The organism is Halomonas sp. 3D7M (assembly GCF_014897885.1).
Lineage (GTDB): Bacteria > Pseudomonadota > Gammaproteobacteria > Pseudomonadales > Halomonadaceae > Vreelandella.
Genome location: NZ_JABUZF010000115.1, coordinates 1 through 13,418, shown reverse-complemented (window position 1 = coordinate 13,418; position 13,418 = coordinate 1). Strand labels below are relative to the sequence as shown.

The 13,418-nt window shown below is 48.9% G+C and carries 9 protein-coding genes and 1 pseudogene; all 10 read left to right on the top strand.

What is annotated here, in order from left to right:
- Positions 1 to 83 precede the first annotated feature (83 nt).
- Positions 84 to 1,953 (top strand): annotated as a pseudogene (glmS, locus tag INT22_RS05115) (glutamine--fructose-6-phosphate transaminase (isomerizing)).
- A gap of 124 nt (positions 1,954 to 2,077) precedes the next feature.
- Positions 2,078 to 2,818 (top strand): phosphoribosyltransferase, encoded by a 741-nt coding sequence (locus tag INT22_RS05110; RefSeq protein ID WP_193067821.1) that lies wholly within the window; start codon positions 2,078 to 2,080, stop codon positions 2,816 to 2,818.
- Between the two features lie 298 nt (positions 2,819 to 3,116).
- Entirely contained in the window at positions 3,117 to 4,454 is a 1,338-nt protein-coding gene (gene glmM / locus INT22_RS05105) for a phosphoglucosamine mutase (RefSeq protein WP_062374950.1), read from the top strand.
- Between the two features lie 10 nt (positions 4,455 to 4,464).
- Positions 4,465 to 6,009, top strand: coding sequence for a glycosyltransferase family 2 protein (locus INT22_RS05100; protein ID WP_193067820.1), 1,545 nt, complete (start codon positions 4,465 to 4,467; stop codon positions 6,007 to 6,009).
- Between the two features lie 61 nt (positions 6,010 to 6,070).
- Complete coding sequence (locus tag INT22_RS05095; RefSeq protein ID WP_193067819.1) at positions 6,071 to 6,601, top strand: hypothetical protein; 531 nt, start codon at positions 6,071 to 6,073, stop codon at positions 6,599 to 6,601.
- On the top strand, positions 6,598 to 8,205 hold the full coding sequence (locus tag INT22_RS05090; protein WP_193067818.1) for a glycosyltransferase family 4 protein: 1,608 nt from the start codon (positions 6,598 to 6,600) through the stop codon (positions 8,203 to 8,205). The genes INT22_RS05095 and INT22_RS05090 overlap by 4 nt, the downstream gene beginning before the upstream one ends.
- A gap of 99 nt (positions 8,206 to 8,304) precedes the next feature.
- Positions 8,305 to 10,173 (top strand): glycosyltransferase family 2 protein, encoded by a 1,869-nt coding sequence (locus INT22_RS05085; RefSeq protein WP_193067817.1) that lies wholly within the window; start codon positions 8,305 to 8,307, stop codon positions 10,171 to 10,173.
- Positions 10,174 to 10,187: 14 nt separating this feature from the next.
- Positions 10,188 to 11,603 (top strand): glycosyltransferase, encoded by a 1,416-nt coding sequence (locus INT22_RS05080; protein ID WP_193067816.1) that lies wholly within the window; start codon positions 10,188 to 10,190, stop codon positions 11,601 to 11,603.
- Between the two features lie 30 nt (positions 11,604 to 11,633).
- Positions 11,634 to 12,662, top strand: a complete 1,029-nt coding sequence (locus INT22_RS05075) for a hypothetical protein (RefSeq protein WP_193067815.1) — start codon at positions 11,634 to 11,636, stop codon at positions 12,660 to 12,662.
- 15 nt (positions 12,663 to 12,677) lie between these two features.
- Positions 12,678 to 13,418: sulfotransferase domain-containing protein (locus INT22_RS05070; RefSeq protein ID WP_193067814.1), on the top strand; the 741-nt coding region annotated here is incomplete at its 3' end.

Sequence of the window (13,418 nt, the reverse complement as noted above, 5' to 3'; positions counted from 1 at the left end):
CCTGAGTTTTAGGTGATGGCCCCGCTTGTATGCGCATGGGCCATCGTCGTTTTATGCTGTTTTTATGTAGGGAATAAATAAGTATGTGTGGAATCGTCGGCGCCGTGGGCGCAATGGAATGTACGCCCTTTTTGCTTTCGGGCTTAAAGGTTCTTGAATATCGCGGTTATGACTCTGCAGGGTTAGCGGTGCTAACGGCTTNNNNTAGCGGTGCTAACGGCTTCTGGTGCGCTGGTGCGTGCCCGCGCAAAAGGCCGTGTTGCGGAGCTGGAAGCCCGCGTTGCGGAACAGGGTGTTGTGGGTAAGGTGGGTATTGCCCATACCCGTTGGGCGACCCATGGCGTGCCTGCGGAGCGTAATGCCCATCCGCATATTTCCAGTGGCTTGGCGGTGGTACACAACGGCATCATCGAAAACTACGAAGCCCTACGTGAGCAGCTTCAGGGCCTGGGGTACGCGTTCACCTCAGACACCGACACCGAAACCATCGCCCACCTTATTCAAGCCTGCTTTAAGGGCCAGGTTGGCGAGCCAGCGGAAAATCTATTCTCTGCCGTGCAGTGCGCCGTGGCACATTTACAAGGTGCGTTTGCGCTGGCGGTGGTGAGTGAAGAAGAGCCGGATTGCTTGGTCGTGGCCCGTGAAGGCTCACCGTTAATGCTCGGCATTGCAGATAATGGCCACTACGCCGCTTCTGATGCCTCGGCGCTGCTGTCCGTTACCCAACAAATGATGTACCTGGAAAACGGTGATGTGGCGCGGTTAACCCGTGAATCGATCACCTTGGTAGATGCCCTGGGTCAGCCAGCCCAGCGGGAAGTGATGACCTCTAGTCTGTCTGCGAATGCGGTAGAGCTGGGTGAGTTTAATCACTACATGCAAAAAGAGATGTTCGAGCAGCCCCAGGCGTTAGGTAATACGTTAGAAATGCTCAGCGGTGCAGGTCAGCTGCAGCCAGGTATTTTTGGTGCTGAGGCGCACGCTGTTTTTGAGCAGGTGGATTCCGTGCTGATCCTGGCGTGTGGTACGTCTAGTTATGCGGGCATGACGGCTAAGTACTGGATTGAGCAAGTCGCTGGCATACCGTGCAACGTGGAAATTGCCAGTGAATACCGGTACCGCGTTAGCGTGGCGAACCCTAACCAGTTGGTGGTGGTTATTTCCCAGTCCGGTGAAACAGCGGATACGTTGGCTGCGTTACAGCACGCGAAATCTATGGGGCATGCCCATACGCTGGCGATTTGTAACGTGCCTGAATCTGCCATTGTGCGTGAAACCCTGCTGCGCTTTATTACCCGTGCTGGGCCGGAAATTGGCGTGGCGTCTACCAAAGCGTTTACCACTCAGCTGAGCGCGCTATTTTTGCTGACGCTGTTGTTAGCCAAAGCAAAACAGCGGTTAGCTGACACTGATGAAAAAACTTATTTAGATGAACTACGCCACTTACCCATTGCGGTTGAAAAAGTGCTGGCGTTAGAGCCAAGCATTAAGGCGTGGGCGCAGCAATTTGCCAATAAGCAGCATGCCTTGTTCTTAGGCCGTGGCCGCCATTTCCCCATTGCGTTGGAAGGTGCGCTGAAGCTAAAAGAAATCTCCTATATTCATGCAGAAGCCTACCCCGCAGGGGAGCTAAAGCATGGGCCGTTAGCGCTGGTGGATGCGGATATGCCGGTGGTAGTAGTGGCCCCTAATGATGAGCTGCTCGAAAAGCTCAAAGCCAATATGCAGGAAGTCAGCGCCCGTGGCGGCCAGCTGTATGTGTTTGCCGATGGTGACAGTGCCGTGAAACCGAGTGATGGTGTGAATGTACTCGTGATGCCAGAGCACTATGGTTTGCTGTCGCCCGTCTTACACGTGGTAGCGCTACAGTTACTTTCTTACCACGTGGCGCTGGTGAAAGGCACCGATGTGGATAAGCCGCGTAACTTAGCGAAAAGCGTCACGGTGGAGTGAAGGGTGGGGCCCTTCGGGCTTGTGAGAGGCGGAGGCCAGAAGTGACGAGAATGGCCGGGGTTGCTATGCTATTGAGCGTGTGAAACAGAAAGGAAATTAAAGGGGCAAGCTTTGAGTCACTGTGATGGATAGGGTGTACTCCTTTCCAAAGGAGGCAAAGCATTACCATTGTTTTGTCAGCGATATTGATATCAAGCAGCATGTTGATTATCGCTCGGCAAAGTCAGGTGATGCTGACTCTGCCCTGAGTCTTATTAGTGATTTGGCTCTTGATTTCCTGGTTTCTCTCAAGGGAGAGTTTCCAAGTGGATCGATATTTGTATCACCTTATGCTAAGGAAGCAGCTGGCGATAACGCCCTTCCTTTGATGTTGTCGTTACTGTGTGCGGAACTTCTGGATGGTAGCAGTGAAACAGATATTGTCCAGATGCAAAGGGTCTTCCACACAGGGGCTGACCCGATGGAAAGGTTGATTTCCAGGCCATCATTTGAAGGGGCTGTTCAGCACGGAGGCCATTACGTGCTTGTGGATGATGTGACTAGTATGGGCAGCACATTGGCCGAGCTTGCTAACTACTTGCTGCTGAATGGCGGAAAGGTTGTTGGCACTCTTTTGCTAGTGAATGCAGGTCGTTCAAAAGACTTTCGAGCCTTGAAAAAGCATATTCGATTATTGGAGGCACGTTTTGGTGATGAAATCAAAGACATCTTCGGAATACACATCCCAGCCCTCACCGCCAACGAAGCAAGTTATCTCGTCGGCTTTAGAACCGCTGACGAGATCCGAAATCGATGCGCTAAGGCAGAAAAAGAAACATCTAAGCGCTTACTATCAAAAGGTCATACGAGATCAGCTGGCCAATAGATGAGATCGGGCTTTCGCTTTGGAAGCGTCTGGCCATCAAAGGATGGCCTCTACCTCAAACGCCACGATCTGCTGCTGCTCGTTGGCGAACTCCACCCCGCCGTTCTACCGTTTTCGCATGCCTTTAGCGGGAATCCAGTGTGGTTTAGGCATTCGGGACCCAGCAGGCAAGGTCAAATGGATTCCCGATTACCCCACTCGGGAATGACGGGGTGGTAGGCACCCGGGCAGGGCGGGGTTTGAAAACATCTCTAAACCTGCCTCGCATTTCACAATATTTTTTTAATGGTTTGATTTTATGCGTAAATATTTTGGCACCGATGGCGTGCGTGGCCGTGTTGGCGAATTCCCCATGACCCCTAGCTTTGCGATGAAACTGGGCTGGGCGGCTGGCAAGGTTCTTGGGGCGGAAGGCATTAAAGAAGTATTGATTGGTAAAGATACCCGCGCGAGCGGTTATATGCTGGAGTCTGCTTTAGAGGCTGGTTTTTCGGCAGCAGGCGTGAACGTTGCCTTGGTGGGGCCGTTACCGACACCTGCGGTGGCGTATCTTACCTCTACCTTCCGTGCCGACGCTGGGGTGGTGATCAGTGCATCTCATAACCCCTTTGACGACAACGGTATTAAGATCTTCGGTCAGGGGGGCTATAAGCTAACCGACGTTCAAGAGCAGGAAATTGAAAGCAAACTGCGTATTGCCTTGGAAGGTGGGATGGAGTGCGTCAGTTCAGACGCGCTAGGCAAAGCGCGACGTATTGAAGATGCCGCGGGTCGCTATATTGAATACTGTAAAGCGGTATTGCCCAGTACATTAAGCTTAAGTGGCTTGAAGATTGTAGTGGATAGTGCCAATGGCGCTGGCTACAAAGTTGCCCCAGCGGTTTATAAAGAATTAGGTGCTGAGGTGCTTAGCATTCACGACCAGCCCAATGGTATGAACATTAATGCAGGCTGCGGCGCGACGGCTATGCGTAGCCTGTGTGCGGCGGTGTTAGAACATGAAGCGGACCTTGGGATTGCGCTAGATGGCGACGCGGACCGCCTGATGATGGTAGACCATACAGGGGCGGTGGTAGATGGTGATGAGCTGTTGTTCCTGCTAGCGAAAGATGCCAAAGCAGCAGGTTACGCGGGGGGCGTTGTTGGCACCCAGATGAGCAACCTGGGCCTAGAGCAGGCGTTAGCCGCGATTGATATCCCGTTTGTGCGCGCAAAAGTTGGCGACCGCTACGTAATGGAGCAGCTTAAAAACACCGGCTGGCGCTTAGGCGGTGAAGGCTCTGGCCATTTGCTAAGCCTGGACCATGCGTCTACAGGGGATGCGGTCATTGCATCGCTACGTGTCCTCACTTCGCTGTTAAACCAGGGCACTACGCTGCATAAGGCGAAGCAAGGCATGAACAAGCTACCCCAAGTGTTAGTGAACGTTCGCTTTAAAGCCAGCACAAATGAAGACCCGCTTGAACGTGCAGCGGTTCAGCAAACCCTTACTGAAGCAGAAGAGAAGCTGGCTACCAATGGCCGCGTGCTGCTGCGTAAGTCTGGCACTGAGCCACTCATCCGTGTGATGGTGGAAGCCAACGACGCTCAGCTTGCTCAGTGGTGTGCTGATCATATTGCTGGTGCGTTGAGGTGAAAATAACACGATGTCAGTAGACAACCTTCCTATGTGGTTTGACAGTACCTGGTACTGCAAACAATACCCAGATGTAGCGGTAGCTAGCGTTGATCCTTATGATCACTACATGCATCACGGTATCAAAGAAGGGCGTCTGCCGTGTCCTTTGCAAGCGCTTAAATGGGATGAGGCGCTTTGGCAACAAACCGATGATGGCGCTGAATGTATCCAGGCATTACACCGCTTGCTTGAACATGCCAACCCACTAGAAGCGTCTTTCGCGGGGTTTGCACTCGGCCGTTGGTATGCTTGGAAACAGGCGTGGGCGGAAGCAGCGCGAGTATTGGCATGCAGGCCAGTAGATGACGTGTGTTTACCGAACCATTCAGGGCCTGCACTATTAGAAATAGAAGCTTACACGCGTATCGGGAAGTTTTCCCTGGCCTGGCGAAAGATGGCCCTGTTGCGTGACCAAGTGCCTGGCTATAAAGATACGTTCCTGGCGGTATCTAACCTGCTCCAGGCGACGGCTGAGCAGTCGGCAGGGGTTGCGGGGCACGTTCAAGCGACGTTACAGGCGCAGCGTCTTGCATGGTTGAATAATGTTTGGCTTGCAGCAGGGCTTGTGCCTGTGGCGTTGCGCAATCGGCAGCAGCCGTTAAGTATTGATAACCTAGATTCAGTGCGGGCGCATACAAATAAGGCTGACGGGGCTGATCAGCGCCAACGTGCAATAGAAAGTGCAACAAAAAGTGCAACAAAAAGTGCCACAGTGCCAGGAGCCGTACCTTTGGTCTCGGTCATTGTGCCAGTATTTAATGCCGGTGATGGGGTGTTAACCGCTTTAAGAAGCCTGGCGGCACAAACCCTTCGGCACCGCTTTGCAGGTGCGCTGGAAGTGATCGTGGTGGATGATGCATCTACCGATAACACGGTAGCAGTGGCAGAAGCGTTTGCAGCCCAAACGCCAGGCTTTCGGGTGCTACGCCAGTCAAAAAATGTAGGTGCTTATGCGGCGCGTAATCGTGGGCTTGCGGAAGCTAAAGGGGAGTGCGTTACCGTACACGACAGCGATGATTGGTCGCATCCTCAGAAACTGGAAATCCAGTGGCGTGGGTTGCAACAGCATCCTGAGTGGATGGCCTGTAACTCTTACTGGGTACGCTGTACGTCTGACCTTGTCTTTACTTCATGGCGGATGGAGCAAGGCTGGATATATCGAAATACGTCATCGTTGATGTTTCGGCGCAAGGTCTTTGAAACATTGGGTTACTGGGATAGAGTCCGTGTAGAAGCGGATACTGAGTACTATTATCGGATCCAAGCTGCTTTTGGCCCCCAGAGTCTAGGTGAAGTGCTGCCTGGCGTGCCCCTTGCGTTTGGCCGAATGGTGCCTACGGCGCTAACCATGCAGTCTAGCACACATTTGGTAACCCAGTTTTCAGGGGTTCGAGCTGATTACCGCAAAGCCAGCGAAGCATGGCACCGTGATGCGTTATCTCCTGAAGATCTTTATCTTCCGGAAGCGCCACGTAAACGCCCGTTTTGGGCACCCATGGTTATCACTGTTTGACGTGTCAAACATTTGATTACAAACAAAGTTGCATGATCAATAAAGTTATAAGGAATACATTGTGTCTGAACACGTACAGCCTTCAAGGGAAGCCCTTCAGCAACAATTACAGAGCCTAAATAAACAGCTGGAGCAGGTTCGTACCTCAATCAAGGCGCGCTTTGAAGAAATAGCTGGCTTAACGGAGCAGTTAGCCCAAGAGCAAGAGGAAGAGACGCACCTGGTTAACCAGGTGCAGGCGGCAAATCAACAGCTAGCATCGTTAGAAAGTGAAGGGTCAGAAAGTGAAGCGTCAGACAGCCAGCAAGAGAACATTGAACTGGTTGCTAGCAGCAACCTCTTTGATGCTGACTGGTACCTGGAGACTTACCAAGACGTTGCACAGGCAGATGAGTTCGCCCAACAGCCCGCGACACACTACACCTTATTTGGCGGTTTTGAAGGGCGTAATCCCTGCCCAGAGTTTGATTCACGCTTTTATTTGCAGCAGTATGATGATGTGCGTGATTCTGGCATTAACCCTCTGGTTCACTACCTGAAATATGGCCGGGATGAGGGACGTTTAATGTCTGCGCAAGTAGAAGATGAATGAGTTTAGCCCCTGAGCTTAAAGCCAGGTTGGTAGCGCTGCGGTTGTTTGATGCTGCTTGGTATCTTGAACATTATCGTGATGTTCAGGAGAGCGGTATGGATGCGTTGGGCCATTTTATTAGCCATGGCCTAGATGAAGGCCGTCAGCCAGGCCCAGCATTTGACCCTAATGCTTACTGGCAGGCGAACCCAGATGTAAGAGCGCTTGGGGTGCCGGCGCTGCGCCACTATCTTCAAAGCGGCTATAAAGAAGGGCGGCCGTTAACGGTTAACGAGAAACTGTCTAGTCAACAGACGAGGTCTATCTGGCCAGAATGGCCGTTACCTGGTGGGCTGCCTCATTGGTATAAGCAACATATTAGGCCGCTGGATGATGGTACCGTGCGCATCATGTATGTGCTCTCAATACAATCGGGTGGTACACCGCAAACCAATCAAGATTTAATGACGGCGTTAGGTAATCGTTTAGGCGATAACGTTGAATGTTTTGTACTGCGCTGTGTTGAAACCAGCCTGACGCTTTATCTGTTTCGAGACGGTATCTACTTACCGATTGAGCGGCATCAGTTGGCTAAGAAAGTACCCGCATTAGATCATTACCTGGATGGATATGATTTAGCGGTTGAAAAATGGCTGGTTTATTATCGCATTAACGTGATTCATGTTAGGCATATGGTCTGGCAAAGCCTTGGATTAATGGAGGTTGCCTACCAGTCAGACATTCCTGTTGTGTACTCTTTTCATGATTATTATTCCGTCTGCCCGTCAGTGAAATTGCTGGATGAGAATAACCACTTTTGTGCAGGGCGTTGTACCCCCAGCCGCGGTGAGTGCTTCCAGGAACTTTGGCCATCGAATGAAATAACCGCACTTAAGCATGATGCTGTTTATCGTTGGCAACAGCAGTTTGCAGGCAGCCTTGCTTTGTGTCGGGGCTTTGTAGCCACAACAGAGCAAGTGCGTAACGTCATGCAGGATATTTTTCCAGCGCTGCTTAATAAACCCTTTAAGGTTATTCCCCACGGCAGAGACTTTAATAATCTTACCGATTTAGCGGTGGCACCTGCACCCAACATGCCTTTACGAGTAGTGATACCTGGGCATATCTCACGTGCTAAAGGTGCCGAGGTGTTACTTCAGCTAGCTGCTGATAAACGCCTAGCGCATGTCGAGTGGCATGTGCTAGGTACGCTTGATGCAACGCTGATAGACCAAGCGCCTAATTCGCTGGTAGTACACGGCCCCTACCAGCGGGATGATTTTACTTCCCTTATCGCTCAAATTCGCCCTCATCTTGGGGCTGTGCTATCCATTTGGCCTGAGACATGGTGCCATACCTTGACAGAGCTATGGGCCGCTGGGCTGCCTGTTATTGGTTTTGACACTGGTGCGGTTGGCGAGCGTCTAAGGGAAACCCAGGCAGGCTGGTTGGCAGACGATATCACGGCAGAATCTGTTGTATTGATGCTGTTAAAGGCGAGTGAAGCGAAGGAGTGGCAACAAGCAAAGCGGCAATTAACCCAATGGCAATTATCTGGTCAGCATTCCTGTTCTTATATGGCAGATAACTATTGGAATTTTTATCAGTCGATTTTAAAGCGTTGAGTGCCGTCAGCTTGAAGGTGAAAAGACACCTGCGATAATCGGTAATAATTCAATACAGTATATGATCAATGCATGGTCAATACATGGAAAGGAATGCTTATGTTCAATATGTCTTCTGCAAAGAAAGGTGAAGGGAAATATAAGGTGGTGAAGCATAATATCGTAAATTCACCTTATACCCTAAAGGTGAAAGGTAAGACGGTTGGTGCTGTTAAAGTTGATGAGCTTGTTAAAGCAGGCGGTAAGTATCGCATTGAGGGTTGGGTGTCAGCGTTGGATGATAATCTTTCACTAGACATTCGCTCTGGCGATATACTTATCAACACAACGTTTAGCCATAAAATTCGTAATGACGTTGCTCAAAGTATGCAGGCGAGTAATCCAGCACTGCTAAGCCAAGGGTTTTTACTCGATTGGGAAGACAGTGAGTTAACGGTCTCTAAAGGGGCGCTAGAATTGGTCTGTCGGTTTGGGTCAGGCATGGACCCCGTCACTTTTACTTTACCTGATGTGACCACCTTCACAGATACCACTGAACGACTACCTGAAACATCCAGTATTGATGGTCAGGTTGAAACAACCAGCCAGACATTACTGCCTGCTTTTTTAACGAGTGCTAATTGGCAAACGCCCGATCCCCTTAAAGCGGCCGCACATATCGACAGCTTTGGTCTTATTCCCTCGCGCTGCGGTTTGATGGCTGGATGGATGGTCGCGCAGCCTGGTTGGGAAATGTGGGGGGTAGATAGCCAAGGTAACGTGCTCAACCTAGCGAGCGCGTTGCGCTACCAGCGCGAAGATATCGTTAGCCTGTTTCGTGATACGTTTGGCCAACGCACCGTCGATGCTGGGTTTGTCACACAGTGGCCCTATCCTATTTCGATAACGGATACTGTCGGAATAGTGGCGTACCACCCCGAAAGCAAGCGGGCCTTTGAAGTCATGCGTAATCAAGCGGTTGAAGTACCTAATGAGCCTGAAGGCTACGCCCGCTGGGCATTTACCGTGCCAACACCTGCCGAAAAGTTTAATGAGCGGTTAAACGGTTGGGAAGGCGAGCTAATCGAAACGATGCTGGCAGAGCGTAGCCGCGCCTTTTCTCACGATGAGAAAGCCCCTGACGTGATGACCTTAGGTAAGGTGCCAGAATCGCCTGACATCAGCTTGATTATTCCGTTATACAGTCGTTGGGATTTTGTCGAGCACCAGCTGTTGGCGTTCTCTAAAGACACAACGCTGCTTGAAACCACGGAAATTATTTATGTGGTGGATGATCCACGTATTTTGACGGCCATTTCCAACGAAGTTGAAAATTTACATCGGCTTTACAACGTGCCTTTCAAAGTTGTGTGGGGGCATCGTAATCGTGGTTTTTCAGGCGCTAACAATCTAGGGGTGAGCGTTAGCCGTGGCCGCCAAGTACTGTTACTAAATAGTGATGCGTTTCCAACGTCACCGGGCTGGGCAAACCAATTAAGTACCTTGTTGGACGAAAATCCGCAGTATGGCTTACTGGGTGCTCGTTTGCTGAACCCGGAAGGTGGCTTGCAACATGCGGGCATGGTGTTTTTCTATTCGCAGTCGTGGCAAGTGTGGTTGAATAAGCATCCCTTGGCGGGGTTAGCGCCTGAGCTAGATGACGTCCCAGAAGGTGCTCAAATCGTCGATAAACCTGCAGTGACCGGCGCGTGCGTGATTATGCAACGTTCACTTTATGATCAGCTGGGCGGTTTAGATGAAGGTTATCTGATTGGTGATTTTGAGGATTCAGATCTCTGCCTGAAAGTGCTGAGTGAAGGGTATCAGCTAGGCTACGTGCCTGGGGTGTCGCTGGTTCACTTGGAGCGCCAGTCGTTCTCATCACTGGGGGATACCTCCTTCCGCACGCTGGTGGTGCGGTTTAACGCTTGGCGACATACCAAGCGCTGGGGCAAACAAATTCAATCTGTCATGCAGTCATTTAGTTAAGGAGCACTTTTTACATGGATTCATTGGTAAACCAAGCGGCTCCGCAGCGTGTGTTGGTGATGGCACATGGACACCCGGATTTTTCGTTGGGTGGTGGTGAGCTGGCAGCTTACAATTTATTTAAAGCGCTAAGGGAAGACGACACCGTTGAGCAGGCGTGGTTTATTGCCCGCCACGACAGCGGCAATGGGCCCACCGGGGCGTTTACGTTAAGGCGTGAAAACGAATACCTATGGCAGCAGTCGTTAGGTGACTCGTTCTTAATAAAAGCAGCGAATAGCTATGCCGTATGGAATGATTTCCGCCAGCTGATTCGCACGCTAAAGCCGACGGTGGTTAACCTGCATCACTATTTTCATCTTGGTATTGAACTGCTGCGCATTATCAAAGAAGAAGATCCTTCTATTCGTGTGATATTAACCCTGCATGAATACATGGCGATTTGCCACCAGCAGGGGCAGATGGTGAAGCGTGGCTCTAATAAACTTTGTTTCCGCGCGTCTATAGAAGATTGTCATCGTTGCTTTCCTGAGTTCTCAAAAGAGCAGTTCTGGCTACGCCGTAGCTTCATTGGTCAGCATTTTGACTATGTGGATCACTTTGTCTCGCCTTCGCACTTTCTTAAGCAGCGTTATGTAGAGTGGGGGCTGCCAGAAGACAAAATCACTGTTATCGAGAACGGCCAATCGCCAGAGCCTAAGCTTGCGCCTCGTCAGTTACCAGAGTTAGAAATTGAAGAAGAAGAGATTGATGGTGATGACTACACTGAAGCGGCTCTGGAGAAAGCCATAGCGGCCATGACGGTAGGCGGCCAGCGACCGTTAACGCGTAAAGTGACGAAAAATGGCAAAACAGTTTATATTGTTGAAAAATCTAAGCAGCCAACCCGCAACCGGCTCGCCTTTTTCGGGCAGATCAACCCCTTTAAAGGCATTGATATATTGATGCATGCGATGCTTTCCATGACCCGTAAAGAGCGCGATGCTTTGGTGGTGGAAATTCATGGCGCGAACTTTGAGCACCAGGCGGGCGAGTTCAAAGACTCGATCATGCAGATGGCCAATGTTTTGATCGCCGAAGGGTCGCTTCGCTGGGTAGGGTCTTATGAGCCGTTCCAAGTGCGTGAACGCATGCGTAACGTAGATTGGGTCATCATTCCTTCTATCTGGTGGGAAAATTCACCCATGGTGATTCAAGAAGCCTTTGTTTGCGGGCGTCCAGTTATCGCTTCGGATATTGGCGGCATGGAAGAAAAAATATCCAATGGGGTAGACGGGTTGCATTTTGAGGCGCGCAACCCACTGAGCTTGGCGCAGGTGCTTAAAAACGCAGCCAACATGGCAGATGACGAGTGGCTTACGTTCTATGAAAATATTCAGGCTCCTTTAACGTATAAAGAGAGTGCTGAAGAATATAAAGTTATTTTTTAGTATTTTGCAATTTTATAGATTGGATGTGTTATGGATAAAGTAAAGCTTTATGCTCATATTGGTAATGGGAAAACAGGCTCAACATCCATTCAAAAAGTTCTGGAAAAAGAACGAGAAAATTTGCTGGAAAATGGCATCTTATATATTGGCAGGTTTATGGAGCTTGCACCTGTAAAGTTATATGAGTGGCAGAATTTCAGGAAAAAAGATATTTTCTGGAACTTGACTGATAGTGAAAGAGTTGAACAGGTTTCAGCTGTCTTACGCGCTAGCCTTGATAAAGTTAAAAATATATCTAGTATTGTCTGGAGTCATGAGTCATTTATTAACCGCCATGTTTCCATGGCGCCATTGCTTAAGTCTTTACAAGAAGAAATGCCTCTTGATGTTTACCCTGTGGCTTATATTCGCCGACATGAAGACTGGAGTGTCTCTGCCTACTTTCAATGGGGTCTAAAGCACAAGTCTACACAGGGCTATAAGGTTCCTTCTTTTCAAGAATGGATGCAGACAAAACCAGCCAGGCTTTTTTCTGTGGTTTTAAGTAAGTGGGAAAGGGATTTTAGAGAAAAATTTATTTTGAGAAATTTTGATTCTGTAGAGGATCCAGTTGATGACTTTTTTGATATTCTTAATATTGAGAATATTAGAGAGGTGTCGATGCATTCTTATAAGTCTCCTGTTGCTGAAGAGTTATTTTTTAGAACTATTTATAATTTTAGTCATAGTGGTGAGGTTCTGCCAGGACATTTTGATAAGGAAGTAACCAGCTTTCCACTTCATCGTCATGTTTTAAAGCCATCTGAGTTTTCTGGCGATATTCTTCCTAACAAGAAATCAGTTGAAGAAGAAATGCTTCGTCATGCAGAAGATAAAGAAAAAGTGAATGTGTTGCTTGCTAAAAAAGGTCAACCTGCTTTGACGAATAGTGGTGCTTCTTTTGATTATTCACTTGATCAGGAAAAGCTTTTATCAATAGCTATTCATATGCTTATAGGCCAAGAGAAAAAAATCTCTTTACTTGAAAAACGTCTATCTGAAATTGAATCTAAAAATTGACAATATGGTGCTTAAATGGTAACTCCTGTTCTTTTACGCTCTTTTGGTCGTTCCGGGTCAACCTACATGATGCAGTTACTGGGCAGTCATGAAAATGTCTTGTTTGAGCGTACATATCCTTTTGAAAATAGATACCTGACCTATTTGGCAAGGGTAGCAATGCTTACAGGCATGTCGTCTGATAATGACGGTGAATGGAACCATGATCGCCTGATGCATCAAAATATAAAGCGTGTAGGTCCTCTGCCATATCAGGATGTGTCTATCTTTGATAAGAAAACAATGCCAAAGACAGTTTTTAAGTCACTTTGGAATGGCTTTTCAAAGTCTTTAGCGGGTATTGAAAACGACGGTTCTTATTTTTATGCAGAAAAAGTAGCACATGATATTTGCACCACGGTTAATCAATCCGTCTATGCGAAAAACCTTTTTTTGATAAGAGACCCGCGCGACGAGTTTCTTTCAATAAAGAGTTTTAATAAAAAAAGGGGCTTTAATGGCTTTGGTTGGCAAGAGGGTGATACAGATGAAACGTTTGCTATCAGGCTTTGCCGTTCAAGGAAAAAATTCATGCAGACAATTGCAAAAATAGGTGAAGGTGAAGAAAGGCGCATAGTTATTCGTTATGAAGATGCAATTTTAGATGCCAGTAAGACATGTAGTCGTCTTTCAGAGTGGCTGGGCGTTCAGCTTGATGCTGAGAGTGTTGAGAGCAACTCTGATAAATTTCAGCATCATATGACTTCTCAAAAGGTA